This is a genomic window from Glaciecola sp. KUL10 (genome assembly GCF_003203515.1).
Classification (GTDB): domain Bacteria; phylum Pseudomonadota; class Gammaproteobacteria; order Enterobacterales; family Alteromonadaceae; genus Glaciecola.
In genome coordinates this window covers 165,731-192,124 of sequence record NZ_BGNG01000008.1, presented here as the reverse complement: position 1 = coordinate 192,124, position 26,394 = coordinate 165,731, and the positions used below count along the sequence as shown (strand labels likewise).

24 protein-coding genes, 5 tRNA genes and 3 pseudogenes are annotated in these 26,394 nt (G+C 41.2%); 20 read left to right on the top strand and 12 right to left on the bottom strand.

What is annotated here, in order from left to right; genetic code table 11:
* Positions 1–200: 200 nt before the first annotated feature.
* Together KUL10_RS14220 and KUL10_RS14215 are read right to left on the bottom strand one after the other, a co-directional pair.
* Positions 201–276: transfer RNA gene (locus KUL10_RS14220), tRNA-Val, on the bottom strand.
* A gap of 28 nt (positions 277–304) precedes the next feature.
* Positions 305–380: transfer RNA gene (locus KUL10_RS14215), tRNA-Val, on the bottom strand.
* 226 nt (positions 381–606) lie between these two features.
* Here KUL10_RS14215 and gltX point away from each other — a divergent pair.
* From gltX to KUL10_RS14170, 9 genes are all read left to right on the top strand, one after another.
* Positions 607–2,016 (top strand): glutamate--tRNA ligase, encoded by a 1,410-nt coding sequence (gltX, locus tag KUL10_RS14210; RefSeq protein WP_110429600.1) that lies wholly within the window; start codon positions 607–609, stop codon positions 2,014–2,016.
* Positions 2,017–2,111: 95 nt separating this feature from the next.
* A tRNA-Ala gene (locus KUL10_RS14205) sits at positions 2,112–2,187 on the top strand.
* A gap of 216 nt (positions 2,188–2,403) precedes the next feature.
* Positions 2,404–2,479: transfer RNA gene (locus tag KUL10_RS14200), tRNA-Glu, on the top strand.
* A 334-nt stretch (positions 2,480–2,813) separates the two neighbouring features.
* Positions 2,814–2,889: transfer RNA gene (locus KUL10_RS14195), tRNA-Glu, on the top strand.
* An 84-nt stretch (positions 2,890–2,973) separates the two neighbouring features.
* On the top strand, positions 2,974–3,903 hold the full coding sequence (gene dusC / locus KUL10_RS14190; RefSeq protein WP_110429599.1) for a tRNA dihydrouridine(16) synthase DusC: 930 nt from the start codon (positions 2,974–2,976) through the stop codon (positions 3,901–3,903).
* A 243-nt stretch (positions 3,904–4,146) separates the two neighbouring features.
* The gene (locus KUL10_RS14185) at positions 4,147–5,562 is read left to right on the top strand and encodes an amidohydrolase (protein WP_110429598.1); all 1,416 of its coding nucleotides are present in this window, start codon (positions 4,147–4,149) and stop codon (positions 5,560–5,562) included.
* The gene (locus KUL10_RS14180; protein WP_306305334.1) at positions 5,559–6,851 is read left to right on the top strand and encodes an amidohydrolase family protein; all 1,293 of its coding nucleotides are present in this window, start codon (positions 5,559–5,561) and stop codon (positions 6,849–6,851) included. Before KUL10_RS14185 ends, KUL10_RS14180 begins: the two co-directional genes overlap by 4 nt.
* Before the next feature lie 167 nt (positions 6,852–7,018).
* Entirely contained in the window at positions 7,019–7,972 is a 954-nt protein-coding gene (locus KUL10_RS14175) for an exopolyphosphatase (RefSeq protein WP_110429597.1), read from the top strand.
* A 523-nt stretch (positions 7,973–8,495) separates the two neighbouring features.
* Entirely contained in the window at positions 8,496–9,320 is an 825-nt protein-coding gene (locus tag KUL10_RS14170) for a capsular biosynthesis protein (RefSeq protein WP_158525397.1), read from the top strand.
* A 20-nt stretch (positions 9,321–9,340) separates the two neighbouring features.
* Here KUL10_RS14170 and KUL10_RS14165 read toward each other — a convergent pair whose 3' ends face one another.
* Positions 9,341–9,826 carry an NYN domain-containing protein gene (locus KUL10_RS14165; RefSeq protein ID WP_110429595.1) on the bottom strand — a complete coding sequence of 162 codons (486 nt, stop codon included), beginning with the start codon at positions 9,824–9,826 and terminating at the stop codon, positions 9,341–9,343.
* Between the two features lie 144 nt (positions 9,827–9,970).
* Entirely contained in the window at positions 9,971–10,504 is a 534-nt protein-coding gene (locus KUL10_RS14160; RefSeq protein WP_110429594.1) for a hypothetical protein, read from the bottom strand.
* Between the two features lie 160 nt (positions 10,505–10,664).
* Here KUL10_RS14160 and KUL10_RS14155 point away from each other — a divergent pair.
* Positions 10,665–10,832: pseudogene (locus KUL10_RS14155) on the top strand (transposase zinc-binding domain-containing protein); the annotation flags it as partial.
* A gap of 199 nt (positions 10,833–11,031) precedes the next feature.
* Here the strand turns inward: KUL10_RS14155 and KUL10_RS14150 are convergent.
* From KUL10_RS14150 to KUL10_RS14145, 3 genes are all read right to left on the bottom strand, one after another.
* Positions 11,032–11,454 (bottom strand): DUF4177 domain-containing protein, encoded by a 423-nt coding sequence (locus KUL10_RS14150; RefSeq protein WP_110429593.1) that lies wholly within the window; start codon positions 11,452–11,454, stop codon positions 11,032–11,034.
* A 26-nt stretch (positions 11,455–11,480) separates the two neighbouring features.
* The gene (locus tag KUL10_RS18665; protein WP_158525396.1) at positions 11,481–11,642 is read right to left on the bottom strand and encodes a hypothetical protein; all 162 of its coding nucleotides are present in this window, start codon (positions 11,640–11,642) and stop codon (positions 11,481–11,483) included.
* A gap of 1,277 nt (positions 11,643–12,919) precedes the next feature.
* A complete protein-coding gene (locus KUL10_RS14145; RefSeq protein WP_146216786.1) occupies positions 12,920–13,513 on the bottom strand; it encodes a hypothetical protein in 594 nt (197 codons plus the stop codon).
* A gap of 274 nt (positions 13,514–13,787) precedes the next feature.
* Between KUL10_RS14145 and KUL10_RS14140 the strand changes: the two genes are divergently transcribed.
* From KUL10_RS14140 to KUL10_RS14125, 6 genes are all read left to right on the top strand, one after another.
* Positions 13,788–13,964, top strand: a complete 177-nt coding sequence (locus KUL10_RS14140) for an AlpA family transcriptional regulator (RefSeq protein ID WP_110429591.1) — start codon at positions 13,788–13,790, stop codon at positions 13,962–13,964.
* 102 nt (positions 13,965–14,066) lie between these two features.
* The gene (locus KUL10_RS14135) at positions 14,067–14,864 is read left to right on the top strand and encodes a DNA-binding protein (protein ID WP_158525394.1); all 798 of its coding nucleotides are present in this window, start codon (positions 14,067–14,069) and stop codon (positions 14,862–14,864) included.
* 179 nt (positions 14,865–15,043) lie between these two features.
* On the top strand, positions 15,044–15,262 hold the full coding sequence (locus tag KUL10_RS18880; RefSeq protein ID WP_233499839.1) for a transposase zinc-binding domain-containing protein: 219 nt from the start codon (positions 15,044–15,046) through the stop codon (positions 15,260–15,262).
* Positions 15,263–15,393: 131 nt separating this feature from the next.
* Complete coding sequence (locus KUL10_RS18875; protein ID WP_233499838.1) at positions 15,394–15,744, top strand: hypothetical protein; 351 nt, start codon at positions 15,394–15,396, stop codon at positions 15,742–15,744.
* Positions 15,732–16,322, top strand: coding sequence for a transposase (locus KUL10_RS18870; RefSeq protein ID WP_233499837.1), 591 nt, complete (start codon positions 15,732–15,734; stop codon positions 16,320–16,322). The genes KUL10_RS18875 and KUL10_RS18870 overlap by 13 nt, the downstream gene beginning before the upstream one ends.
* 237 nt (positions 16,323–16,559) lie before the next feature.
* The gene (locus KUL10_RS14125) at positions 16,560–16,841 is read left to right on the top strand and encodes a hypothetical protein (RefSeq protein WP_110429589.1); all 282 of its coding nucleotides are present in this window, start codon (positions 16,560–16,562) and stop codon (positions 16,839–16,841) included.
* Positions 16,842–16,863: 22 nt separating this feature from the next.
* Here the strand turns inward: KUL10_RS14125 and KUL10_RS14120 are convergent, their stop codons facing one another.
* From KUL10_RS14120 to KUL10_RS14105, 4 genes are all read right to left on the bottom strand, one after another.
* On the bottom strand, positions 16,864–18,210 hold the full coding sequence (locus tag KUL10_RS14120) for a hypothetical protein (protein WP_110429588.1): 1,347 nt from the start codon (positions 18,208–18,210) through the stop codon (positions 16,864–16,866).
* On the bottom strand, positions 18,210–19,256 hold the full coding sequence (locus KUL10_RS14115) for a hypothetical protein (protein ID WP_110429587.1): 1,047 nt from the start codon (positions 19,254–19,256) through the stop codon (positions 18,210–18,212). Before KUL10_RS14115 ends, KUL10_RS14120 begins: the two co-directional genes overlap by 1 nt.
* Positions 19,253–19,927 carry a hypothetical protein gene (locus tag KUL10_RS14110; RefSeq protein ID WP_110429586.1) on the bottom strand — a complete coding sequence of 225 codons (675 nt, stop codon included), beginning with the start codon at positions 19,925–19,927 and terminating at the stop codon, positions 19,253–19,255. The genes KUL10_RS14115 and KUL10_RS14110 overlap by 4 nt, the downstream gene beginning before the upstream one ends.
* Before the next feature lie 170 nt (positions 19,928–20,097).
* Complete coding sequence (locus tag KUL10_RS14105) at positions 20,098–21,129, bottom strand: SbcC/MukB-like Walker B domain-containing protein (protein ID WP_110429585.1); 1,032 nt, start codon at positions 21,127–21,129, stop codon at positions 20,098–20,100.
* A gap of 54 nt (positions 21,130–21,183) precedes the next feature.
* Between KUL10_RS14105 and KUL10_RS14100 the strand changes: the two are divergent.
* Together KUL10_RS14100 and KUL10_RS14095 are read left to right on the top strand one after the other, a co-directional pair.
* Positions 21,184–21,441, top strand: a pseudogene (locus KUL10_RS14100) (IS91 family transposase); the annotation flags it as partial.
* A gap of 514 nt (positions 21,442–21,955) precedes the next feature.
* Positions 21,956–22,810, top strand: a complete 855-nt coding sequence (locus KUL10_RS14095; protein ID WP_110429584.1) for a hypothetical protein — start codon at positions 21,956–21,958, stop codon at positions 22,808–22,810.
* A 195-nt stretch (positions 22,811–23,005) separates the two neighbouring features.
* Here the strand turns inward: KUL10_RS14095 and KUL10_RS14090 are convergent.
* A pseudogene (locus tag KUL10_RS14090) lies at positions 23,006–23,476 on the bottom strand (tyrosine-type recombinase/integrase); the annotation flags it as partial.
* Positions 23,477–23,826: 350 nt separating this feature from the next.
* Between KUL10_RS14090 and KUL10_RS14085 the strand changes: the two are divergent.
* Both KUL10_RS14085 and KUL10_RS14080 read left to right on the top strand, forming a co-directional pair.
* On the top strand, positions 23,827–24,654 hold the full coding sequence (locus tag KUL10_RS14085; RefSeq protein ID WP_110429582.1) for a MipA/OmpV family protein: 828 nt from the start codon (positions 23,827–23,829) through the stop codon (positions 24,652–24,654).
* Positions 24,655–25,107: 453 nt separating this feature from the next.
* Complete coding sequence (locus KUL10_RS14080; protein WP_110429581.1) at positions 25,108–26,364, top strand: efflux RND transporter periplasmic adaptor subunit; 1,257 nt, start codon at positions 25,108–25,110, stop codon at positions 26,362–26,364.
* Positions 26,365–26,394: the final 30 nt, after the last annotated feature.

Sequence of the window (26,394 nt, the reverse complement as noted above, 5' to 3'; positions counted from 1 at the left end):
GTCACGATAGTGATTGAACCAAGGTTTACGTATTGCTAATAAATAAAGGGGGTGGTGGACGCTTCTGTGGCTCGTCACGATAGTGATTGAACCATGGGTTGCCGTATTGCTAATGCATAAAGGGGATGGTGGACGCTACTGTGGCTCGTCACGATAGTGATTGAACCATGGGTTGCCGTATTGCTAATGCATAAAATAAGTGGTGGACGCTACTGGGCTTGAACCAGTGACCCTCGCCTTGTAAGGGCGATGCTCTCCCAACTGAGCTAAGCGTCCTAAGATGTTGATACTTATGAGAAAAGAGTGGTGGACGCTACTGGGCTTGAACCAGTGACCCTCGCCTTGTAAGGGCGATGCTCTCCCAACTGAGCTAAGCGTCCGTTTCTTTCTTCCTAACCATGCGGTTAGTGGAGGCGTATTATAGAGAGGCGAAGAAAAGTGTCAACTGCAAAATTAAATAAATTGTTCGTTCGCTCAAATTTAAATCAAATCGCTTGCTTTTGTACATTTTGCGTTCAGTTTTCAGATAATTAAATCAGTAGATAGGTTTTGTCCTGTGACTTTAGGTTGTAAACTACGCGCAATTTAATGTTTAGGAAAAATTTCATGTCAGTTGTTACTCGTTTTGCACCTAGCCCTACTGGATACCTTCATGTAGGTGGCGCAAGAACCGCACTTTATTCTTGGTTGTATGCAAAAAGCCAAGGTGGCGAATTTGTATTGCGTATTGAAGATACCGATTTAGAGCGTTCAACTGAAGAAGCCAAACAAGCCATATTGGAAGGCATGGATTGGCTAGGCTTGTCTTATGATAAAGGGCCCTATTATCAAACAGAGCGTTTTGACCGTTACAATCAGTTGATTGATGAGTTGTTAGAAAAAGGCTTGGCTTATAAGTGTTTTATGACGGCTGAAGAACTCGACGTAATAAGAGAAGAGCAAAAAGCCAAGGGTGAAAAAATGCGTTACCCAGGCACATGGCGCGAGCGTACTGATCATCCTAGCGATAAGCCGTTTGTTATTCGATTTAAAAATCCGCTAGATGGCGAAGTGATCATTAATGACCATATACGCGGTGAGATTAAAATCGCTAATAGTGAATTGGATGATTTAATTATCAAACGCACTGACGGTGCGCCAACCTATAACTTCTGTGTCGTTGTTGACGATTGGGATATGGGCATTACGCATGTCGTGCGCGGTGAAGATCATATCAATAACACGCCACGCCAAATCAACATCCTAAATGCTTTAGACGCGCCAGTGCCAGAATATGCGCATGTTTCGATGATCTTAGGTGATGATGGTCAAAAACTTTCAAAGCGCCATGGTGCGGTATCGGTCATGCAATATCGCGATGAAGGTTATCTTCCTCAAGCGGTTTTAAATTATCTAGTGAGGCTAGGGTGGTCACATGGTGACCAAGAAGTATTTTCTGTAGAAGAAATGATAGAGCATTTCTCATTAGACTCTATTAGTAAATCAGCTAGCGCTTTTAATACCGAAAAGCTAAATTGGTTAAATGCGCACTATATTAAGACACTTCCACGCGAAGAAGTCGCAAAACATCTTCAGTGGCATCTAGAACATCAGAATTTAGATATTTCAAATGGGCCTGACATAAATGATGTTATTGCTGTGCAAGCAGAGCGAGTTGAAACGCTTGATAAATTGGTAGAAATCAGTCGCTACTTCTATGAAGACTTTGAAGAATTCGATCCAGCAGCGGCTAAAAAGCATTTAAGACCCGTCGCAAAAGATCCTCTTCTTGCGGTTCAAGCTAAATTAGATGAACTTGAAGAATGGAATCCAGAAACAATTCAAGCTGCTATTAACCAAACTGCTGAAGATTTGGGGGTAGGCATGGGGAAAATAGGGATGCCTTTGCGTGTTGCTGCGACGGGTTCTGGTAATTCACCTTCACTCGATGTCACCCTTAATCTTCTTGAAAAAAGCAAAGTTGTGCAAAGAATAAACAAGGCTGTTCAATTTATAGATAATCGCGCAAATTCTTAAAAAAAAGCGTTGACATCATCGGGGCACATCCCTAGAATGCGCCTCGCTGTCACGGAACTGAAGCGGATAAATAGCTCGGAAGTTCTTTAGGACACGGGGCTATAGCTCAGCTGGGAGAGCGCTTGCATGGCATGCAAGAGGTCGGCGGTTCGATCCCGCCTAGCTCCACCATGTAACGTGATAGTGAAATCCAGATACTTTGGTGTTTGGTCTAGGTTAAGGAAAAGGTCGTTCGGTTTTGCGGAGATTATCTTTCCTAACAGAGTAAAATCCAGATGCTGATTGTTGTGTTTGGTCTAGGTTAAGGAATATGGTCGTTCGGTTTCGCAGAGCTCACCTCTCCTTACAAAAAACTATCGAAGCTGTGCTTCGATGAGCAAGTTTTTTGTCCCCTTCGTCTAGAGGCCTAGGACACCGCCCTTTCACGGCGGTAACAGGGGTTCGAATCCCCTAGGGGACGCCATTTTCTCAGTGGTTAATGTGAGACGCTGATTAAGCGTAAAATATACTAGGTCATGTTAAGGTTACTTAGCAGGCAATATTGGACTTCGGTTCTGATGCTAGTTTTGTTTGGATGCTTTTTTTAAAGTATGTAGGTTTTGAGTAGAAACACGTTTTTAGGCATTAGAAACTATAATGTCGTTCGGTTTCGCGGAGCTCACCTCTCCTTACAATAAGAAAATCCACACATTGGCAATAGTGTTTGGTCTAGGTTAGGAAAAGGTCGCTCGGTTTCGCGGAGCTCACCTCTCCTTACAAAAAACTATCGAAGCTGTGCTTCGATGAACAAGTTTTTTGTCCCCTTCGTCTAGAGGCCTAGGACACCGCCCTTTCACGGCGGTAACAGGGGTTCGAATCCCCTAGGGGACGCCATATAAGAAAACCACTCTTTTGAGTGGTTTTTTTATGTCTGAAATTTATCGTGTATGCTCGTGTAAAAATACTAAGGTCTCACATTTGAAAATTATATTAGCCCCCATGGAAGGAGTCGTCGATCATTTAATGCGCGACATGCTTACCAAAGTCGGTGGCTTTGATATGTGTGTGACTGAATTTGTGAGAGTGGTTGAACAAGTCTTGCCAGCTCGCACTTTTTATCGTCTGTGTCCTGAGCTTCATCACGGTAGTAAAACACCAAATGGCACACCTGTTAGAGTGCAGTTGTTAGGGCAATACCCGCAGTGGTTAGCTGAAAATGCGGTGCGAGCGATTGAGCTAGGCTCATATGGTGTTGATTTAAACTTCGGTTGTCCTGCTAAAACAGTGAATAAGAGCAAGGGCGGGGCGGTATTGCTTCAAGAACCAGAAACGCTTTATCAAATTATTAAAGCTGTTCGGCAAGCTGTACCAGATGAACATGAGGTCAGTGCAAAAATTCGACTGGGCTATGAAGATACCTCATTAGCGCTTGAAAACGCCGATGCGATTACCCAAGCCGGTGCGAGTATGCTAACGATACATGCTCGAACAAAAGTCGATGGTTACAAACCACCTGCATATTGGGATTGGATCGCGAAGATTAAGCAAGTCACCGATATTCCTATCATTGCCAATGGCGAAATCTGGAATGCTAAAGACGCTTTAAAGTGCCAACAACAAAGCCAATGCGAAAATATAATGTTAGGCAGAGGGGCGCTTGCCTTACCGAATCTAGCAATGACCATTAAACATCAAGCCATCCCTATGACGTGGGAGGAAGTCAAAGACTTACTGATCAGTTATTCAGGTTATGAAATTTTTGGCGACAAAGGGCGTTACTACCCTAACCGCATCAAACAGTGGCTTGGTTACTTGAAAAGACAATTCATTGAGGCGGATGTTTTGTTTAATGAGATTAGAACAATGCGAGACTCCCAAGAAATTGTGGACCACTTATCATCTCGCTGATAGTCAATCTGTGTTGTCAGAAAATTTATGAAATAAGCCATTTAAAACGAATTTTCAATACAAATACCTTTACTGCCTCGATAAGCAACAAAACAAAATAATTCAAGCATACTTAACATTTCCCTCAAAACTAAATTACACTTAGTCCCGTAAACAAATCGTTGATTGGATGGTGAGGTTACATATTTCGTAAACCGCTGAGCCACTAAAATCATAAAGTTTCTACTCATTATAAGGACGGCTATGTTTAATAATAAAAAGCATAAGCTTGCGTTCGTCGCGATTGTCATTTCCAGTGCTTTCATAAGTGCTTGTAGCAACAACGACGAAGACGCAAAAGCAGATGCAAAACACTCTCTAAAAGACCCTTTCCCAAGCACCTATCAGGCTGTTGAATCACCGGCTATTGTGATCACTAATGTGACTATTTTAGATGGTTTAGGCGACAAGCTTGAAGCAGGAGAAATTTTACTAAAAGACGGTAAAATTGCTGAAATAGGAAAAAGTGTGAGTAGCCCACGAGGCGCAATAGAGATTGATGGCAGTGGCAAATGGGTGACACCAGGTATCATAGATAATCACAGTCATCTAGGTGTTTATCCGTCTCCAGGAACACGTTCTCATTCTGATGGAAATGAAATGACAGGACCTGTAACGGCCGAAGTGTGGGCAGAGCATAGTATCTGGCCGCAAGACCCCGGCTTTCAGCGTGCGCTTGCAGGTGGCGTGACTTCGCTGCAAATTTTGCCCGGCTCGGCTAACTTGTTTGGTGGACGCTCAGTTACGGTTAAAAACTTACCCAATCGTACGATTCAAGACATGAAATTTCCAGAAGCCCCTTATGGCATCAAAATGGCCTGTGGTGAAAATCCTAAACGCGTTTATGGGAGCAAAGGTGGCCCAATGACGCGCATGGCTAATGTAGCAGGATATCGAAGTGCTTGGATTGATGCGCAAGCATATCAAAAGAAATGGGCTGATTATCACGCAGAGGTAGAAGCAGGTGGCTCGCCAACAGCGCCTAAGCGCGATCTAAATCTTGAAACCTTAGCTGGCGTATTAGACGGCGAAATTTTGGTACATATGCATTGTTACCGCGCTGACGAAATGACAGTGATGATGGACGTGATGAAAGAGTTTGATTATCAAATTGGTACATTTCATCATGCGGTAGAGGCATACAAAATAGCGGATAAACTGGCCGAAAATAACGTTTGTTCTGCAATGTGGGCAGATTGGTGGGGCTTTAAAATGGAAGCTTACGACGGCATAAGAGAAAACGTACCCATGGTGCACGCTGCTAATGCCTGCGCCATCGTTCACTCTGACAGTGATCTGGGCATTCAAAGGCTTAATCAAGAAGCGGCTAAAGCGTGGGCAGATGGTCAACGAGCAGGTATCGACATCTCACAAGCTGAAGCATGGCAATGGCTCTCTGCCAACCCAGCTAAATCATTGGGTATCTTTGAACAAACTGGTTCGCTTGAAGAAGGTAAAAATGCGGATGTTGTTTTGTGGTCAACTGATCCGTTTTCAACTTATGCGCAAGCCGAAAAAGTATTTATTGATGGCGCCATGGTGTATGACAGAACTGCGCCTGAAACATGGCCTGTCAGCGATTTTGAATTGGGACAAGTAGGTGAAGGAGACGCAAAATGAGACGCATGATTAAATCTTCTGCAAAGTACTTATTAATAGCAATGAGTATCTCTGCGTTTCCGGTGCTGGCTGACGCTATCGCTGTCACAGGCGCAAAAATACACACGATGACATCTGTAGGGACTATCGACGAAGGGACGGTTCTGATTAAAGACGGTAAAATTCAACAGGTGATCGAGGGCAAATCCGTTCCATCTGGATTCACTGAATTTGATGCTGCAGGTAAGGTAATTACACCCGGCTTAATAGGTGCATACACTCAATTAGGTCTCGAAGAAGTCAGTCTGTCAGCTGGAACGGTTGATGCTCGTGCAGACCAGCATCCCATTTCTACTGTTGGGGCTGCGTATGACACCCAATTTGCAATTAATGCAGACTCTTCAATCATCCCGATTTCACGCGTAGAAGGCTTCACTTCAGCGGCAACTACCTTATCTAGCAGTGAAATGCTGTTCCAAGGTCAAGGCTCTATTATCACCTTAGATGATGGATTTGATTCAGTAATCAAACCGCAAGCTTTTATGTCAATTGATGTGAGCAATGGTGGCGCAGATGAAAATGGTGGAAGCAGGGCGGCGCTTTGGGTCGCGTTGAACAGCGTATTTGAAGAAGCACAATTTGCCAGAGGGTTAGACTTAAGCCCGACTGAAGATTGGAACGGCTTATCGACTAAGCAAGATGTCGCTGCTTTGCGAAAGGTTATTAATGGCGATATGCCTTTGTTAGTCAGCGCAGATCGCGCCTCTGATATTCAACAAGTAGTTAAGCTTAAAGACAGGTTCACTGATTTGAACATTGTACTTGTCAGCGGAACTGATGCTTGGAGAATTGCAGACAAATTAGCGCAAAGCGATATTCCTGTAATTTTAAATCCAGAATATAATTTGCCCGGTGGTTTTGACCAACTAGGCGCCACTTTGGAAAACGCAGCGCGTCTTCACAAGGCAGGTGTCATGGTCGCAATTGGCATGGAAACACACAATATTCGACTGGCGACTCAACATGCAGGTAACGCCGTGGCAAACGGTTTACCCCATAGTATAGGTCTTGCTGCGCTCACTATTAATCCCGCTAAAATCTTTGGAATGGATAAAGAAATAGGCAGCCTAGCGTCTGGTAAACGCGCGGATTTAGTGGTCTGGAGTGGCGATCCCTTAGAAGTGACGCAGACTGCGGAGCAGGTGTTTATACACGGTAAAGCAATCGAAATGACTAGTCGTCAAATCAAATTGCGTGACCGTTACCTCAACCGTGATAAAGCAAAACCGGTTGCTTATACAAGGCCATAAAGAATAAACTTTAAACTTATTTATCAATCAGTTAACAGGGTAAGTGATTTAAAAAATTGCTTACCCTGTATACTTTGAAATACCCACTTATACCTCTAAATATCAATTCAAAATCCGATCTGAGTTACTCTAAAGCTAAGAAATTAGCAAATAAAAAAGAGTGACAAATGTCTGCCCTAAGCCAAAGTGTTGAAAGTAAATTTAGACTGGTAACCCGAAGCGATTTTGATGGGTTGGTATGCGCTGTTCTATTGAAAGAGCTCGCGCTGATTGATGACATAAAATTTGTGCATCCCAAAGATATGCAAGACGGTATCATCGAAATTACGCCAAACGACATTACCACCAACTTACCTTACGTTCCCAATTGTAACCTTGCGTTCGATCACCACTTGAGTGAAGTGAGCAGACGCGGAGACGTAGAAAAGGCAAATCATATTATAGACCCAAATGCGCCGTCAGCCGCTCGTGTAGTGTATGACTATTATGGTGGCAAAGATGTTTTTCCTGAAGCTTGGGACGGTATGATGGAAGCGGTCGACAAGGCCGATGCTGCGCAATTTAGTAAAGATGAAATTTTAAACCCAACAGGTTGGGTGCTTCTAAACTACCTAATGGACAGCCGAACAGGTTTGGGTCGATTTAGAGAGTTTAGAATTTCAAACTACCATTTGATGATGGATCTAATCGATTATTGTCGTGACCATACGATTGAAGAAATTTTAGCATTGCCCGATGTACAAGAACGTGTTGAGCTTTATGAATCGCATGCTGAAAAATTTAAGCAGCAACTACTAGATTGCTCAACAGTTTACGACAACTTGGTGATACTAGATTTAAAAGATCAAGAAACGATTTACGCAGGTAATCGCTTTATGATTTATGCGTTGTTCCCTCAGTGCAATATCTCAATCCATTTGATGTGGGGCATGAAAAAGCGCAACACTGTTTTTGCGATAGGCAAATCTATACTTAACAGAAGCTCAAACACAAATGTCGGAGAGCTATGCCTGAAGTACGGCGGAGGCGGCCACATGGCTGCAGGAACATGTCAAGTTGGCAATTACAACTACGAAGAAATAAAGCAAGAGTTGATCGACCAAATCAATAAAGACGGTTAATTACTCAAAATTAAAGCGTGCTCTTACAAGGCTAAGAACACGCAATTTTCAAAAATGACTCTTCCGTCGAATTGCTTTATCCTATGAAGCAATAAAATCTGAATTTTGCAGTTTTTCAAATGAACACATCAAAAAAGCTGCTTCGGATCAGAGCAAGTAATAAAACGGATTGATGTTAAAGATGGCAAGCTACAAATACCTTTTCATATCTCGAAAATCGTCACACTTTAAGTATTACAAAAAGGTAGTTAAGTATATCGGCGACAGCGCAAAACTAATTTGCATTAAAAAATTCCCGTTTCCAAGGGTAAGATACTGGTCCAGAGTCAATGAACTGGATATCAATGACTTAACGAAAACCCATTTACAACGAAAACTCATTCGTCATCCTAGCCTTCAATCGTCACGTTTATTTTCAAATCTAATCTACTTATTTTATTGCTTTCGAGAAAAATGCCGCGCCAGTTACTATTTTGCATATTTTGATACAACCCAAATAGACAACCTTGTTGTCTGGAATGGTATGAAACAACCTAATCGCACGCCCTATTTAGTTGCAAAAGCAATGGGTATTAAAACATTTGTGTTTGAAAACGGCTTGTTACCACACACCACTACGCTGGACCCCAAAGGCGTGAATGCACATAATTCGCTGCCTCGTGAAGCCTCTTTTTACCATCAATGGCAGCCTAAGAATAAGCTTCTTGATAATGTTAGTCTTGAAGTCAGACAGGCTAAAAATAAGGCTTGCCGAGAATCACAACACGTAGAATTACCAGACACTTTTATCTTTGTGCCATTTCAAGTGCCCAATGACACTCAAATTATTTGCCACTCGCCATGGTTAAAAACTATGGAGGCGCTTTTTAGTGCAGTGAGCGAGGCTTTAGAGCATGCAAGAGCATCGACAGGAAAAGGCATAAAGGTGGTCATGAAAGAGCATCCCAGTTGGCCTAAAAACTTTGAACACTTATATCAGGCCAACCCAAATATCGTCTTTTTAAATGGCATGAATACGCAGTCCTTGATTGAATCATCAACTGCGGTCGCCACGATCAATTCAACAGTGGGTATCGAAGCGTTATTGTTGAATAAACAAGTTATTACTATGGGCGATTGCTGTTTTAATATTGACGGTATAGTGACAAATTGTTTGACCCAAAGCACCTTAAATAACGCATTTGAAGCGTGTTTGGATGACAAATTCAACCCAGAGCTAACTCACAAATTCTTGAGTTATTTAAAAGAAGTTTATTTGTTGCCTTGGACATGGAGCAAAGTCGACAAGCTCGAAGTAGAAGATTATCGGAGTCACTTTGACGCGGTCCTGCAAGTTTTAGAGTCTTAAAACGTGAGCATCAGGCGTTTTCAAATTAGATAACTCGAATCTATGTCTATAAAACGAGAAGCGCTTTTAATTAAGCCATTTGCGGTGAGTTGATTGACGCCATAAACAGTGCTTGAACATTCATATTTGCTTGAGACTTTGTCTAACAAAATTGCAAAGTCACCGTCTCCAGACAACAGTATAACCTCATCTAATTCTGGTGCGTGTTCAAGAATATCAATCGTAATACCCACATCCCAATCACCTTTGGCTGAGCCGTCACTTCGCTCGATAAAAGGTTTTAATTTAACTTCAAACCCAATATGCCTGAGTGCACTTTGAAATTTTTGCTGTTGCTGATCACCTTTGTCTATCGCATAAGCATACGCACAAACGATCTTATTTTTAGTCGCTAAATTTGCGTAAAATTGGCGATAATTGAAAGGACGTGAAAAAGCGTCTCTTGTGGTGTAGTAAATGTTTTGGACATCAACAAAAATGCCGATTTTATGCGCTGGGGAAGTCATGTTTCCTCTGGTGTAAGTAAGTCGGATTTGGACTCCGTTGAATAAAACAAAGATTAACAGATTCTATCAATTTATTGCTTATTAAAAATCGAAGTGAATACATTACCTAATACTCACGATACAACCAGACAAGCTGTTAAAACTCTAATTAAGCTTTGATACTGCTTTGGCAACTTCGTTTAATGCGTTAACAGAAAAGCCTCGATCATAGAAATGCGTCACAACGCCATTTTCGTTCAACAGCACCACTCTTGCATTTTTAGGTGACTCATTTCCAGTAAAATGCTGGACTCTGTCACCGTCTTCATAGACGGTTATCACATCTGCCCACAACTCTCTTGGAATACCTTCACGCATAGAGTCATCAAAACGAGTACTGAGCAGTCTTGGTATGAATCCTTGTATGGCAGGGATTTCAAACACAGCAACATCGACTTGGATTTGATTTAAGCCGATTAGCCAGCGATCAATATCAAATTGAGATTTATGGATGTAGCCAAACAAGAGTAATGCTTTTTTGCCTTGCAGCGCCACGGGCAATTCGTAAGGAGTACCATCTAGGCTTTGCCCTTCAAAATTAAGTAATGGTTCACCTAACTTAACTTGCGGTTTGTAGTCATAATTTGCACAAGCGCTTAGACTGAAAATTACGAATAAGCTAAGTAGAAACTTTGTCACGTAGTTACTTCCTCAATATTTAGTACGACAGCCATTTGGCTGGTTCTGATTTAATATCAATAGATACTCATAAAAGTGGAAATGGGTTTTAAGGTGTTAGGGCTATTTGCATTCTAGGGTTGGCAATCAAAAAATCTAAGTTACTAGCCAAAATCATCTGTTGGTTGAGCACCACTATCCAGCATTTAAGGAGATGCTTTCACGGCAAGGTAAATCGCTGCCATATCATGTTGAAAAGGAATTTGGTGAATTTCTCAAATGTGGTCGACTTGAGCATGGATTTTTGCGCGTAGTTTGTGACGATTGCAAACGTGAGAGACTAGTAGCGTTAATTCGTCTTATGCTCAGTGCAGTGATACGGTGACTTGTAGTGAGTGCCTATAGATGTGCACTACGACGGAGGCTTTGCCGTTCAACGCGACTTTGATTTTTGAACATGAACTAGTAGTCAAACACAACATGCTAATAAATAGGCTATTTCAAGTTGTGAGCATTGAAATATTTGTATACTAATACTGCAGATTGTTTTAACCAGATTTTTTTAGAGGCCTTTCAAACAATATCGATACTTGACCGGCACCACCATGAACGCTACTACCATGAGTTAGCGTATGAACCCGCCAACCCTCTACAGCGTAGGTATTAATCTCATCATCCAGTTGGTATTGCGACGGCTGCTTTTTCTTGCCCCAACTTGATAGCCAGTTAACATCATTTTTGAAAACCACTGACTTGTATTCGAAACATAGCACAGGCTCAGTGTAATCAAGATCTTCTATATCGAGACTAAAGACAGAAGCTAGCGCCTTTTTGGATTGCAGTGAGATACTACCTTCTTTTTCGATGCGCTGAATGGTCCGTAAGTTCAATCCTGACGCAACAGCAAGCTCTTCTTGTGACCAAGCTTGCTTATTACGTAATTGCTTAACAAATTCTGTATCTATTTTCATGATAATAAATGTATTAAAAATTCTCGTTAGTCGCTTGGTCTTTGGTATAGCGCGATACCCAATGGGAACATAATAAGCATCCCAATTAAGTAACTTCCCATAATAGAACCGATAGCGACACCAATACCAATTGTTAACGCTACAGATACTGCAAATTCTTTCTGTTTAGATTTCTTTGTACTCATCATATTAATCTCTTTGTTGTTTAATGACAGTACTGTTATATTTTTATTAGCAGTATAGCATCACGGCGTTATTATGACAGAAATACGACAGTAAAAATAACGTCATAAAAAACAATATGTTATATATTAACTATAGGATGGATTAATTCAATTTTGACGGTGTTGACATCAAGTTAACTCTCAAGAATCTATAGTTCACGAGTGAACATGTAGTTTGACCGTTCATATCCCTATTATTGCTAGAATGATTGATAAAGTTAGTAGGAGCGCCATAAACATATTAATCTTTTTAATATGATTACTATTGGTGAGGTGTTGATTCAAAAAGGCCTCAAACAAACACCCAAATACCTACACATAATGGTCCAACTATTAAAAAATCACAGGCTAGTAGGTAATATTTGACCGACGTATGAATAGCCGGGGGTGGTAAATGTTGAAACGGCACTCATGCATACAACCCAAGCTTTTGGATTTACCCATTGAAACAAAACTCCTTTTTAAGCTCGCCACTGCTTGCAATTAGATACGCTAAATAAAGTAGATAAACAATACCAATAACCTTCATGTTTATGGTTAGTTGAGGAAACAATACAAAAATTTGTCCAATGCCTATACCTATAAAAAATAGCATTAAGGAGAAACCTACACATATCGCCCAAAGCAATGGCAGGCTTCTATGTACGCCAAAATTGAAAACAGATGACATGGCCACCCCAATAGTCATTTGGTTCAATTTGAGAAGGCATCAATGGAATGTTCTCGCTGTCTAAAAAACCTTCCTACTTTATGGTGTGACTGCTAATACTGAGAGGATCCATCATAAACTCGATGTTTCCAATCTGTTAAGTGACGAAAACTCAACATTAACCAGTACATTAAAGCGAATACCAATAATTTTATGAGACACGCCAGTGGCATTGGTTACTACTTTACACCTTTTCAGATGGACAATGATCTAGCTAGAGTTACCAGAAGCAAAGATAACCTGAATGTATTAGATAACTCTGAAGTCTATGAAAAAATGCCGGTATATAATGGCTAAATGGATAGCTAGTTCTTTATATTTAACCGAGGAACAATCTCTCAAATATACCTATCCTGGAATAAATCAGAAACCACTAAGCAAGTTTCCTTTTTTATAAGGAATTTGAATGAGGGGGGATGAACTGGAAACCCTACTCAATATTCTGGATCTGTTTATTGATTACTGCTGTAGCCCACTGAAATTAAAAGACTTAGCATTGTAGTGGTCAAAATCTGTCATACTTTCTGTCAAACTATTTCTTACCATACAATTCTTCAACTAGCTTATTAACCCTTTGTTTGCTGAGTTTAAGCTTTCTAGCAATTGCCGCTTGATTGGCTTTTTTATTATGGGTTTTGGCTAAATCCAGCTCTTTTTGTATTTCAATGCGCAGTTCACCTTTCTTATCTTTTCTGGGCTTTCGATTTGCGCATTGCTCCTCGATAACTCTCATGCATTCATGTCGAGCGACAGTAGATAATAGCTGAGTGAACCATACTTTACTCGTCTTTTTTAAATCATAGACACTGATTTCACGGTTCAAATCTTCTACTCTTTTCGAGCCCATAACAAAATGAGTCGCTAAAAGAAGCTTACGAACTGATATGCGCTTTTGACTTGTTGACTGCTTTAGCTCCCGTAAACACGAAAAGGTCATCGGATAGTATTGCTCTGTCACTTCCAGAAGAACCTCTAAGAGGGACCCAGCATCGTTTATATCTCGAAACTCGATTGATTTTGGATCAGTCACGAGTTCTGCAAGTAACTCGCTAAGATGTATCGATTTACTATTATTAGGAACTGCACAATCAGCACTACTGCGATGCATGATTATCCACTTCTTCATAAGTCTTTTAGCTCGCATGTAGTCTTTTTTACTTGTCCCTTTCGGTTCATGAGAAGAGCAGAAGGTCGCCGGTAGACCATATTTATTTTTATGGGCTATTGGACGCCAGCAGCATTGGCAGTGCCGCGGCAAAGTTATTTGAATTCGTGTTGTCATCGCTTAACCTTACCGACACTGAATATTAAGTCAATAGATAAGCGTGTAAACATTGCGGATTGATTTGCTTGTAACACTAATATGTGGAGTGCATTGAATTTTAAAAGGAGATTATTTTATGCACTTTAAACAGCCTTTTGTGCGTCAGAATGAATTAGCAAAATATCTAGGCGTTAGTGTTGTAACACTATGGAACTGGCGAAAAAACGGTTATTTACCAGAGCCTATTACTTTGGGGCCCCGTTTCGTAGGTTGGAAGCGTGAAGTGATAAATAGCTGGCTCGAAGAGCGATGACTATGAAGCGGTGCACAACACGCTTTTCGCAAAAGACACGAACACTAAATTATGTTGTTCGTTCGACTAAGCAAATTGTCGTCTAATATGGAGAATCGGCCGATGACGAATAAGACACAAAACTTAAAAGAGCAGGTATTTGCTGTTTGTAATAGATTGCATGAAAATGGCGAAAATTGCTCTGTAAGAAGAGTGCTCAGTGAGATAGATAGTCATTCATCAACTAGCAGTATTCACCCTTACGTAAAGGAGTGGCAACAGCGTCGGCTTGAAGAGGTTGAGAACAAGACAAAGCAATTCCAGCTTTCTGAACGACTTCTTGGAGCACTTGTAGAAGAGGCTGAAATTATGAATGATAAAGCGCTTAAACATGAGAAAGATAAAACGTCAACGTTCGAGTTATTACTTGAAGATGCTGAGGCCAATGTGCAAATGCTTCAAAAAAAATTAACATCAAGCTCAGTTCAGGTTGATGACCTTCAAACTAGCAATGTGTCGCTGAAAAATGAAGTGGAAGTCATGAAGCAGGCTCAAGATGCATATAAACAAAAGATCGATGCAAAATCTGCGGTACTTATTAATAAATACAGGCAAGAGTTAGAAGTTGCAAATAAGGTCAGTGCAACACAAGTGACCGAGCTAACTTCACTACGTGTGGCCAATGCTGAATTGAGGGCATCATTAAGTCAATTGGAAAAGCAACTTATTGCGCAGCAGCAACAGCAAAGAAGTATTTTTGACAAAAATCAGCTCTTACAGAATGAAAAAACAGAGCTTGCTAAGAATGTTGCCGTTCTTCTAGCCAGGGTAGAAGAACTTGACAAATTTAATGGCAGTATTGAGCTGTTGCAGCAGAGCTTTAAGAAGCACATATCGACTAAAAATAAAACTGATATGTAGTAGCCCAAATTTAATCTGACAGGTAGCATCAGACAAGGAGAGGATATTCGGAAACGATGAGCTAAGCTACTGGTTTGTTCGCAGAAGCTGAACGCTATTCAAATTCTGATACTAAATCCAGTAGCTGAACGTTAACATTACCAGCACAATAAACAAAAATATTATTGGCAAGGACGCCATTGCTAGAGAATCACTCTTATACCTATAAACGTCACCGACCAGAGCATACATTGCTTTATCAATTGGTTGAGCAATACTACCCAGACTTTATAGAGCTCCTTTCGCATCAAGGAAAGTCACTACCTCGGCATGTGGAAAAAGAGTTTGAAGAGTTTCTTAAGTGTGGTCGTCTTGAGAATGGATTTCTTCGTGTAGTCTGTGACGATTGCAAACACTAAAAGCTAGTCGCGTTTAGTTGTAAACGTAGGGGATTTTACTCCGGGCTTCCTGCCCTGCGCCCTTCGGGCCAACCTTCGGTTGTTCAAAATCGTTCCAGACGATTTTGTGCCCGAGTTGCGGTGCAAGCCGCATGGCTGAAAGTGCAAAATTACTTGTTGATGATGTGCTACAGGGCTACCCAGTTCGTCAATGGGTGTTGAGTTTACCCATCCCTCTGCGTTTATTACTCGCTCGGTATCCAAAAGAGCTTAGCAAAGTCATGCAAATCATTCATCGCGCTATTGCGACAGCTATTATCCACCGAGCAGGCTGTCTAAAAAAGCAGGCTAACACAGGTGCGGTGACTTACATTCAGCGCTTTGGTAGTGCACTCAATCTCAATATTCATTTGTATTCAGGTACATCCATGTACCTGACCCCTTCGGGCAACATCCGTTGTACAAATCCACTATCCTGTGGATTTGTCATATGCTGTTTTTAGAAGGAGTGATCAAACAAGAAAACGGAAAAACGAAGTTCAGTCGAGTCAAGGCCCCCAGCCATAGCGACATGGAGCGGCTAGTTAACACTATCAGCCATCGCATAGCACAATACCTAGAAAAAACAGGTCTCATCCAACGCGATACAGAGAACACCTATCTAGAATTGCCGATGGATGATGAAGATAGCTTACTACCACTTCATGGGGTATTTGCCCCTAATGCTAATGTACGAGCCGAAGTGACTGCTTCACAACGCGGCAAGAATAGTCCTCGTTTAGTTGAGCGTTTGAAAGATTCAGATAAACCATACCACGCCCGCAGTATGTCGTGGGCACAAAGATTGAAGCGAGTTTTCAATATCAATATTACCGTTTGCGAAGCGTGCAAAAAGACGAATGTAAAAATAATCGCATGCATTACAGAGCCTGCCGTCATCCAAAAGATATTAACGCATTTGGATAAACAAGGTTCACCGATTACCGCCAACTCAAGCAGAGCATCACCACTAAATGAGTCAGTGCAACCAACGCTGCTTGATGATTTCGTCATTCAGCGCGATTTTGACTTTGGAGCTTAATCGCCCCACCATCAACATAGCTTGAACATTAACTTGTTGAGGCACTACCTTCCTTGCATCACAAATCAGTTTTCGATCCTAATGGCCAGCCTATTTTCTTATCTTGACTAAATTTACTCGGTAAATGCCGGCTGTTTTTGAATCTGTAACGCATGAAACAAGCCCCAGAGCCAGCTGTCATGAGGGGTAGTAAATAGTGTTTGTTTTACTTATACTCTTCACGAATCATTTCGCACCATGCAAGACAAATACAAAACTGAAAAGCCTATTGGCCGACCAGAGGCCTTAAAAAAAGGCTTTAACGCCGCTGCCGCGTTAGTCGAATCTGGCATCAGCTCTGACTTATTAGCTAAGCGAGTCGTTGAAGCATTAAACAACAAACAAATGTACATCTTCACACATCCAAACTATCGCGAGTCAGTGCAAAAACGCTCTGCTTATTTAGATATGGCTTTTGCAGATGCTGAAAACAGCCCGCTTGTTGGTCATTTGAAAGACGATGAAATTGCTATGCTGTGATAATGTGAGCGCTTGTCTTGCATCACTCTTTTTGCAACGTCAGATGATAGGCTCCCACTCCAGAGCTGCCTTCAATGCGAATAGTATGCTCGCCTGCATCAACTGTGCCAAACCCTAAATATTCGTCGTTTTTAGTCTGAAATGAGCCGAGTTGCCCTAACTTTTTACCGCTAGGGCTATAAACATAGATATTTACTCGCGCATTCATGCTTTGACGTTTGTGTGTGAGCTTAAATGCCGTATTACCACGAGTAACGAACTTATATTCTGCATATGTATTCTGGGCAACGAAACCAGTAACACTATCACCGTCTCCAATAATATTTTGCTCTCCTATAAGTTGCTCAGGAGATGCCATCTCTTCAAGGGTCAGATGATATGATCCTACCCAAGCACTACCCTCAATGCGAATAGTATGCTCGCCTGCGTCAACTGTGCCAAACCCTAAATATTCGTCGTTTTTAGTTTGTAATGAGCCGAGTTGCCCTAGCTTTTTACCGCTAGGGCTATAAACATAGATATTTACTCGCGCATTCATACTTTGTCGTTTGTGTGTGAGTTTAAATGCTGTATGCCCTCTAGTAACAAATCTATGCTCTACTACTTGACCTTGCGCGATTTCGCCCCTAAAAGCATTGTTGGAAAGTGATGGTTGATGCTCGACCGACTTTTTCTGTTTGTTTAAAGAAGGAAAAGCAGATTTATCGACTGAGGTGCTTGCAATCTTTTCTAATTCTGTTGCATAACCATCAAGTACCGTTTTTGAAATATTGGCGATAGTATCGATACGTAACACTTTTCCAATGCCATCTAAAACAGAAACGAGCATACCAACAGGATAAGTTCCAACGTAAATAATACTTCCGCTCATACCCTGCAGAATCTGTTGTGAGGAATTATCGGGTTGAATGTAAAAATACGAATGAAGTTCCTTGCGTGTAAAACGAACGGCGATTTCGCTTAGCCCGCCAAATTTCTCACGTAGACTTAGAATACCCTCTTTTTGTACTCCTAAGATTGAGTTCACCCTATTCCCTTCATCTTGCCAGCTGCTTTTACTGCACATCTCTCTATTTTCGTTAGGCAGTTTTAGCAGAGCTAAATCTACTGGGAAATAAGTAAGTACTGAAGCTTCTGCATTCCTGACTTGTGGCGAACTTACATAAACAAAACCATCTGAATTTTCGGCTACATGTTGGGGGGTATATACAAAACAAGTACTTCCGATTTCTCGAAGCAAGCCTCTGCCAATTTCTGCATCGGTCTCTACAAATACATCTGTTGCAATTGTTTTGTAGCTTGTCATGGAAATCATTAGAGCAAAAATGACGTAGAAAAGTTTAGAAGCTTGCTTTGAGGGTTTAGACATTAAATATTTTCCCTGTGAATCTTTCTTCGCCTCGCTTTTTTACTTGGTGCTAAGTTTGACTGTATTTGATGCGTGGTAGTATTGATAAATTTTAGTCTCATTAGAAAAGCAATAATGGCACTTAAAAATTGAATAAGAATAATAAGCGATGAAAAACCGATTACTGCTTCATTGTCGCTACTTAATCGATTGATAAAACTGATCTTTAATGGTCGAGGTTTCTCGCGGTATAGTTGAATATGTAGCTCGCCACCGTAGACCATTATTGAACTCTCAATGGCCTTAGAATCCATGCTTGCCCGAAGGACACCAGATGTGGCTGGCAATGCTTGAAGTTTGTCTTTATTAGGCAAGTGAGACGTAATGATTGCGCCTCTAGGAACGAATATTGGCTCATAACTGAATCGAGATTTAGATATAGCAGATTTTCCCTCAATCATAATATTGGCATTTAAAAGCATTTGGCTATATTTATCAGGAGCATCGGTAATTTCCTGTCCAATTGCTGTTTCGCCTAACAGGTTCATGGTGAACACAGGGTTGTTGTCTGATAACGATATTTCAATCGATACACAATCGTAGAATTCTTCCCCCTCTATGTCAGCCGCTAGCTTTTCGGAAGAGCCTTGTTGAGTGGTATTTTTAAATCTATACCTTAATTCTTCACTCATAATATCAAGCCTCACAGAAGATGTGCTGAACCGCGAAACCGTGACCTCGCTTCCTGTAGCGAAACGTAAAAATAATTTTTCTGGATCTGCTTCACCTTCAAAGTCGCCGCACCCTTCAGATATTCGGAAATTTTGAATCAACACTAAAGATGCACTCGCTCCTACAGGATAATATTTGTAGGTTTCGGATATCGCATTTATATAATATTTCGTATCTTCATCAAGCTTGGTGCTTACTACAGACACAAAGAATGCGACAAAAGCAAAAGTAAGCAAGATCAAAAAGACAATTAATGTTCGAGTGAATCCTCGCAGTCGATCTAGTTCTAGATTTCGTACGATGTCGATATAAAAACCTTTGAATGCATTAATCATTCAGGTCGCCAAACCAAAAACTTTCTTTGCACTCCAGTTTTAAGAAATACTAGATTGTCGCCTGGGCTAAAAGAATCATTTAATACACAAAACTTATTGAACGCAGTATTAACATCAGCGTCTGTAGCGGCGCATTTATATGATTTTTTATTAAGCGTGTACTTGGGTAAACCAATACCGCTAATAACATAGAATCGTCCTACAAATTCATCAGGTTGTTTGGGGCTGCCCCAAGACGTGGGATAAATCTTGTGAAAAGTTCTTTTCCTTTTACTGCGCTCATCAACAATCTCTGTGTAAGCATATGCTACAAGCTCGTTTGTTGAGTAGTTTTTGAGCTCTTCTTTTCGTTCACTAGGTATTGATACCTCAACCCAAGTTGATTTTGACTCACCAAAATCTAATACCATTTCCGCTTTATACTTACCATCCATGGAAGTAAGACTTAAATTGACATGCATAAGACTAGCGGGGCGAGCAATATATAGTTGGTTTAAGTCTGGCTTTGGAATGCTTCCTGTGAGTTGAAAGCCAATAAGCACTCCGCCAGATACTTTAACTTCTGGATTAAACTCTTCTTTGAAGTCTTGGATGGTAACCTTTGGTGGGTCATCAGCATAAATCGCAGACGCAGTCAGGAATAATATGAAAACTAGTAGGGTTTTTCGCACTTTTGCTTCCTTATGCAGCAATCAAGAACAATAATGATGGTCGCGATCTATTGCGAGTCGTCCATTTCCTACTTTTAAATATTACCCATAGTATTGATGTCTGTCTATTAATTCACCAACAAAAACTCGCCGAAGTATCTTAAGGGCATTCCTTAAAACGAACCGAGTACCTACACAGCACTCGCAACACGATACTCGTCGCTCAAGCGACTCACGCCTGCTCCCGATTCACTTGAAACTTTTATTTGAGTCGGGATTCGCTCTTTTAAAGCATCGACGTGACTAATGACCCCAATTAACTTGCCACTTGCATTTAAGCGCTCCAGCGCACTTAAGGCCATATCTAGCGTATTGCTGTCGAGGGTCCCAAAGCCTTCATCAAGGAACAATGAGTCTATGCTAATTTTGTTACTCACCAAATCACTGAGTGCAAGTGCTAGTGCAAGGCTTACTAGAAAGCTTTCGCCGCCAGACAGCGTTTTGGTATCGCGCTGCAAATCGCCTTGCCATGTGTCGCATACCGATAATTCCAAATTTGCATCGTCTGTTCTTTTTAATTGATATCTAGCGTGAAGTTGCGACAGTCGTTGATTGGCTAGATAAGTTAGATGATCAAGCGTTAAACCTTGTGCAAACTTTCTGAAAGTATCGCCTTTTTTGGAGCCAATGAGTTTATTTAACAGTCCGATTTGATCACACTCTTGTTGCAGCTTATAAATTTTTTGCAAGGCCGCAACGTGGCGTTGCCTCTTTTGTTCATCGGCGCTTAAGTGCTCTTGCAATCGAGCTTGCTGTCCGACTAGCTGATCTCTTTCCAGACGCGCTTGCTCTAGTTCTGTTGTCAAACTTACTAAGTCCAATGAATGATATTCGCGGTACTTTTCGTCTTGTAAATATTCAGAGTAATCATCGTTAACACTTTGAAGGTTTACATGCGCACTTTGTTGAATTTGCTCTAATTGGTTGATCTTGTCAGATAGTATTTTTATCTCTGGCTGAGGTAGCTTTGCTTTTAAAAATGCTTGTTCGTCTTCGAAGCTTGAATCGATGAGGAGCGCTAACCATTTTTTGGATTCTTCTTGCAGCTCCTTACTCAAGGCCTGCAACTGACTTTTTTGCTCATATAGACCGGCAGATTGAGCAGAAAACTCATTGCGCATTGTTTGTAATTGCTCAGAATTTTCTTGAAGTGTATCTCGCATCTGCTTTTGCTAGTTGAGCGTTTGAAAGATTCAGATAAACCATACCATGCCCGCAGTATGTCGTGGGCACAAAGATTGAAGCGGGTTTTCAATATCGATATTACCGTTTGCGAAGCGTGCAAAAAGACGAATGTAAAAATAATCGCATGCATTACAGAGCCTGCCGTCATCGAAAAAATACTCAGGCATTTGGATAAACTCGACTCATCGATTAGTTCCAACTCATGCAGAGCATCACCACTAAATGAGTCAGTGCAACCAACGCTGCTTGATGATTTCGTCATTCAGCGCGATTTTGACTTTGGAGCTTAATCGCCCCACCATCAACATAGCTTGAACATTAACTTGTTGAGGCACTACCTTCCTTGCATCACAAATAAGTTTTCGATCCTAATGGCCAGCCTATTTTCTTATCTTGACTAAATTTACTCGGTAAATGCCGGCTGTTTTTGAATCTGTAACGCATGAAACAAGCCCCAGAGCCAGCTGTCATGAGGGGTAGTAAATAGCGTTTGTTTTACTTATACTCCATAAAAACGGAATATTGTGAGCGCACACTTAGGAGTTATCATTCGTTTCTAGAGCTAGCAACTGAAAACAAAGGGAGCCACTAGATTTGCAATCTTCTCCAGCAAAAGCTTCAATCGGCCACTTTTGTAATGAAAGAAGGCATGGTGTATAAGCATAAAGCTGGATGGAAAAGGGTAGAGTAAATGATAATCAATAAATCCGACGCTTTTAGGTGTAAATAACGAATATGAAACGATCATATTTACCGCTGCTCATCCTCATTGTCCTTTGCAATCCGGCTTTCGGGAAATGGCCAATGTCGAACGATCCTGAGTTTAATGCAGAGGTCAACGCCACTGCATACGAATTGGGGAAAGGTCCAAAAATACTATTAGACGGTGCTCATCATAATTTTTTCATTCAATGGGATTTCATTAAACCGTTCTCGATGCTTGCAAAAGCCGATGGCTATAAACCCGTAGTCGGTCATTCAACATTTACAGCTGAATACTTGGCAGGCTTTGACATTGTCATGATTGTTACGGCTTTACCTTTCGATTTTACCACTAAAAATGAAGTAACGGATGAAGTGACATTTAGCCAAGATGAGATTAATCATTTGTACAATTGGGTGAGCAACGGCGGCTCGCTTTTGGTTTTCAGTGAGCACGCGCCTTTCGACCAAGCTATTAATCCATTGCTAAGAAAGTTTGGGATTGAATCTAGTGTGGGAACAACAATTGATGAGCTGAATTACAATAAAGAATTTGGCCGCAAAGGATGGATTGAATTTTCAAATAAAAACGGAGGGCTTGCCAATCATCACCCAATTATAAAGGGTAGAACTAAAGAATCTCAGATAACAAGGCTTCTAACCTTTGGAGGCAGTGCACTGAGCGGTTCAAACTATACCAACTTGCTTGCGTTGTCAGATAAATCCGAAAACATAATGCATCACACGGGTGTCGGACCTATTGGTCGCGGGAATTCTCAAGGACTGGTGGGAAAGGTTGGGAAAGGAAAATTCGTGGTTCTTGGTGATTCAAATGGATTCACCGCTATGGTCGTTGAAGAGCAAGACGGTTCAAAACAGTCCTTAGGAATGAATCTTCAGGGATATGACTGGAAACAATTTGTTTTGAACACTTTGTATTGGTTATCGGTTGAATAACTCATGTGTGGAAAGGAGCTAGATTTCTGCGTTTTGTAGGAGCTTATTCGCTAACAAAAAAACCACTTATATCAGCGCTACCATCTACTAAATTACTGGCTACTTGATATAAACCAAGAAAAGGATCTATACCTAGATTCCAAAAAAAGTAATATCCGGGGATAGGCAGCAAAAACAATAGCGCTGCAATAACGATTAAAATGCGGTCGGTAAACTCGGCAGTTTTGCAAGTGCCTCTCGTTTCATTTCAATGTCAGCTTGCATATATTGGTGAGTTGTTTCGAGTTTTGCGTGTCCAAGCCATAGTGCTATCACCGTCATATCAACACCAGATTGCAATAAATGCATGGCAGTGGTGTGCCGAATCGAGTGCGGTGATATGTGCCTGTTTTTCAGCGAAGGACATGCTTGGCGTGCTTTCTTAACTGCGCAATCCAAACGCTGTTTGACACCGAACCTAGTAATAGCTGCCCCATGGCGATTGGGGATCAAGGCAGCAGTTGGACTGTGCGGTAACTCTAGCAACCATCGCTTTAATTCGGTGATTGTTTGCGACCACATAGGCACAATGCGCTCATTACGACCTTTACCAAAAAAGTGAATGGCCTGTTGTCGTGCTAAATCCACATCTTGTACTTGTAGCTTAACCAGTTCCGATACTCTTACTCCGGTACTGTATTATTTGTATTCTAGGGTTGTAAACAGGAATTTTAAGTATAGTGGTAATGTATCTACATTGTGAAAAATCAGGTTGGATTTTTAGATATCTTTATTAAACTAAACGTCTGGCTCGTTCGCAAAGCAGACCCTTAGACATTTTATGAATTTAAAAATTTACAGCTACGATATTGGTCCGATTTAGACAAATTGCGGACATTTATATGGAAACGGACAGAAACCTATATTTTTTCATCGAATGTAAAGTATTGTGAACCTTTACTAAATCCATGAACGTACTAAGGTGATTACATCAAAACTTAATAATCATGTTTGTGGCACTTTCCAAAGGTTCTTAAATGAAAAAAATATTAAAACTATCTTTGATAATGCTTATGCAGCTTTCTGTCTTAAGTCTCGTATCAGCTCAAACGAATGAGGCTGCTCTAGTTCCTTTACCCTCAGTGGACGACTTTACAAGAGGGCAAGATGGTTGGGCATTTGGGCTAGGTTTGGGAATTGAGTATGAGACCGAATACGAGGGTTCTGACGAGTTTGGGTTTGAGTCTCAACCTGCTGGCGCAATACAGTGGCGTGATGGTGATAATATCTATTATTTTGCCGGAGAAGCACTTGGGTGGCGTGGAAAACGCTCTGAGACTTGGCTTTTTGATGTATTACTCGGCTTTGATGAAGGTCGAGAAGAGGCTGATTCTGACGATGGTTTTCTTGATGGTCTTGGAGACCAAGAAGAAGGTTTTGAATTAGTTATTCAAGCTCGCTATTCACTCACTTCAGATTGGCGATATTGGGTTGTGAGCCGTTTGGTTGTTGGGGATGAAGGGAATCTTGGCCTACTTGGAATGGGGTATCGCTTTGGTGAGCAATTAGATGGTACTGGTTCAGAAATAAATTTGGTTGCAGTTTTCCATGATAGTGATTACGCCAACAAAGGGTTTGGTATCAATGCCTTGCAAGCTGAAGCTTCAGGGTTGCAGGAGACGAGTTTGAGCGGCGGACTACGCTCCATCGGTATTGATTACAACTTGCGATACAACATCAACGAAAATTGGCAGTTCTTTGGTGAAGCACTCTTTGAATATTTCAATAGTGAAGTTAGAGACAGCCCAATTGCTAGAAGTAGCTATGAAGCAGAAGTCGGTATTGGAGTCATCTATATATTTTAGACTCCCCAATCTCCAAAAAATTGCAATCTTATGGGTAACCCTTAATGTCCGCTTCACGTACAAACTAGAAGTTTAATTTGATTTAGACGAGAAAAAATCCAACCTGCTTTTGCACAAAACAGACATATTGAACTGGTACTTAAAATTGCTATTTCCAACCTCATTTTGCAAATAACCGTTATTAAAACCTGCTCATTCTGTCCGATTCGGACACATCAAAGTGTCCGCGGACACTTTTCATAAATCCAAAATATAAATATGGCAATAAAAACAATGGTTTATGATTGGCATGCGCCTAGCATTACTCAATCATCACTCACTATTTTATGGATTGAATATGTTGGTTTATCTATTTCTAATTTCTCCGCTGACGATGTTGCTATGTGCCAGCTTATGCCGTGTTTTCGAACATGATTTTAAACAGTCTAATTCAACTAGTGCAGGTCAATCATCATGATTCAAGATACCAGCGCACAGGATATTCAAGTTAGCTCTAACACTCGTAGTAAACGCAAGTTTGTGGTGTTGGGTGTGGTGTTAATCGTACTGTTTGTCATGGCATATAGTTTGTTAAGTGCACCGACCGCCAACCGTTCAATTGACAAAGATTCTGTTCAAATCGCAACACTTGAAGTAGGTGATTTGGTTCGCGATATCGTTGCTAACGGTAAAATTGTAGCCGCCAATGCACCGCAGGTATACAGCCCAGAGCAAGGGTTTGTAAACCTTAATGTAAAAGCAGGGGATCACGTTCAAATTGGCCAAGTAATTGCCGAAGTTGAATCGCCAGAGTTAGAAAACAGGCTGATGCAAGAACGCAGTGAAATGGCGCGCTTAGACGGTGAATTAGCTCGCCAAAGACTAGATGCACGCAGTCAGAAACTTCAACTGACCAAGCTCTTAGATCTGGCTAAAGTCGACCTGGAAGCAGCAGAGCGAGAAAATCGCCGTGCCCAAGCTTCAATCAAAAATAACTTAATTAGCCAGATTGACTTAGAGCAAGCTGTCGATGAACTTGCACGCGCCAAGCTTACCTTTAAACACGCAAAAGAAGAGGTTGCCATTGCAAATGATCGCCTTGCGTTTGAACTAGAAAGTGCCAAAAGTGTCGTGCAAAGACAAGCTTTGGTGGTTGAAGAACTAGAACGTAAGATCACGGAATTAACGATCGTAGCAAGTGTAGACGGTGTCGTGGGTAACTTACTTGTGCAAGCGCGCAGTTTGGTCAACAAAAATGATGCGTTGATGACATTGGTTGACCTAAGCGCCTATGAAGCCGAGTTAAACGTTGCCGAAAGCTACGCAAATGACATTGGCGTGGGCATGCCAGTAGAAATGACTTTATCGGGTAAAACGGTATTAGGCACGCTTTCAGCCATCTCACCAGAGGTAAACAACCGACAAGTTAAAACGCGTGTGCGTTTTGATCAAGCGGACCTTGGGTCAATTAGACAAAATCAACAAGTGTCTGCACGTGTGCTACTTGAAAACAAATCACAAGTCTTGAAAGTGCGCAGAGGCACCTTTTTAGACGCGGGTGGCTTTATCGCTTACAAGATTGAAAATGGTGTTGCCGTCAAAACAGATATCCAAATCGGCGCAACAAGCATGCGAGAAGTCGAGATTTTAAGCGGCTTAAACCCGAACGACCAAATCATTATTTCAAATTACGAATCGTTTATAGAAAACGATTCAGTGCTGTTGAACTAACAGTCACACTCAATTCTAAATTAAGGAAAA

What these genes read in the sequence shown, in the direction of transcription:
- gltX (WP_110429600.1), top strand. Translation starts at nt 607, where the DNA reads ATGTCAGTTGTTACTCGTTTTGCACCTAGCCCTACTGGATACCTTCAT.
- KUL10_RS14185 (WP_110429598.1), top strand. Translation starts at nt 4,147, where the DNA reads ATGTTTAATAATAAAAAGCATAAGCTTGCGTTCGTCGCGATTGTCATT.
- KUL10_RS14180 (WP_306305334.1), top strand. Translation starts at nt 5,559, where the DNA reads ATGAGACGCATGATTAAATCTTCTGCAAAGTACTTATTAATAGCAATG.
- KUL10_RS14175 (WP_110429597.1), top strand. Translation starts at nt 7,019, where the DNA reads ATGTCTGCCCTAAGCCAAAGTGTTGAAAGTAAATTTAGACTGGTAACC.
- KUL10_RS14170 (WP_158525397.1), top strand. Translation starts at nt 8,496, where the DNA reads ATGAAACAACCTAATCGCACGCCCTATTTAGTTGCAAAAGCAATGGGT.
- KUL10_RS14165 (WP_110429595.1), bottom strand. Translation starts at nt 9,826, where the DNA reads ATGACTTCCCCAGCGCATAAAATCGGCATTTTTGTTGATGTCCAAAAC.
- KUL10_RS14150 (WP_110429593.1), bottom strand. Translation starts at nt 11,454, where the DNA reads ATGAAAATAGATACAGAATTTGTTAAGCAATTACGTAATAAGCAAGCT.
- KUL10_RS18665 (WP_158525396.1), bottom strand. Translation starts at nt 11,642, where the DNA reads ATGATGAGTACAAAGAAATCTAAACAGAAAGAATTTGCAGTATCTGTA.
- KUL10_RS14145 (WP_146216786.1), bottom strand. Translation starts at nt 13,513, where the DNA reads ATGAAGAAGTGGATAATCATGCATCGCAGTAGTGCTGATTGTGCAGTT.
- KUL10_RS14140 (WP_110429591.1), top strand. Translation starts at nt 13,788, where the DNA reads ATGCACTTTAAACAGCCTTTTGTGCGTCAGAATGAATTAGCAAAATAT.
- KUL10_RS14135 (WP_158525394.1), top strand. Translation starts at nt 14,067, where the DNA reads ATGACGAATAAGACACAAAACTTAAAAGAGCAGGTATTTGCTGTTTGT.
- KUL10_RS18875 (WP_233499838.1), top strand. Translation starts at nt 15,394, where the DNA reads ATGGCTGAAAGTGCAAAATTACTTGTTGATGATGTGCTACAGGGCTAC.
- KUL10_RS18870 (WP_233499837.1), top strand. Translation starts at nt 15,732, where the DNA reads ATGCTGTTTTTAGAAGGAGTGATCAAACAAGAAAACGGAAAAACGAAG.
- KUL10_RS14125 (WP_110429589.1), top strand. Translation starts at nt 16,560, where the DNA reads ATGCAAGACAAATACAAAACTGAAAAGCCTATTGGCCGACCAGAGGCC.
- KUL10_RS14120 (WP_110429588.1), bottom strand. Translation starts at nt 18,210, where the DNA reads ATGTCTAAACCCTCAAAGCAAGCTTCTAAACTTTTCTACGTCATTTTT.
- KUL10_RS14115 (WP_110429587.1), bottom strand. Translation starts at nt 19,256, where the DNA reads ATGATTAATGCATTCAAAGGTTTTTATATCGACATCGTACGAAATCTA.
- KUL10_RS14105 (WP_110429585.1), bottom strand. Translation starts at nt 21,129, where the DNA reads ATGCGAGATACACTTCAAGAAAATTCTGAGCAATTACAAACAATGCGC.
- KUL10_RS14095 (WP_110429584.1), top strand. Translation starts at nt 21,956, where the DNA reads ATGTCGAACGATCCTGAGTTTAATGCAGAGGTCAACGCCACTGCATAC.
- KUL10_RS14085 (WP_110429582.1), top strand. Translation starts at nt 23,827, where the DNA reads ATGAAAAAAATATTAAAACTATCTTTGATAATGCTTATGCAGCTTTCT.
- KUL10_RS14080 (WP_110429581.1), top strand. Translation starts at nt 25,108, where the DNA reads ATGATTCAAGATACCAGCGCACAGGATATTCAAGTTAGCTCTAACACT.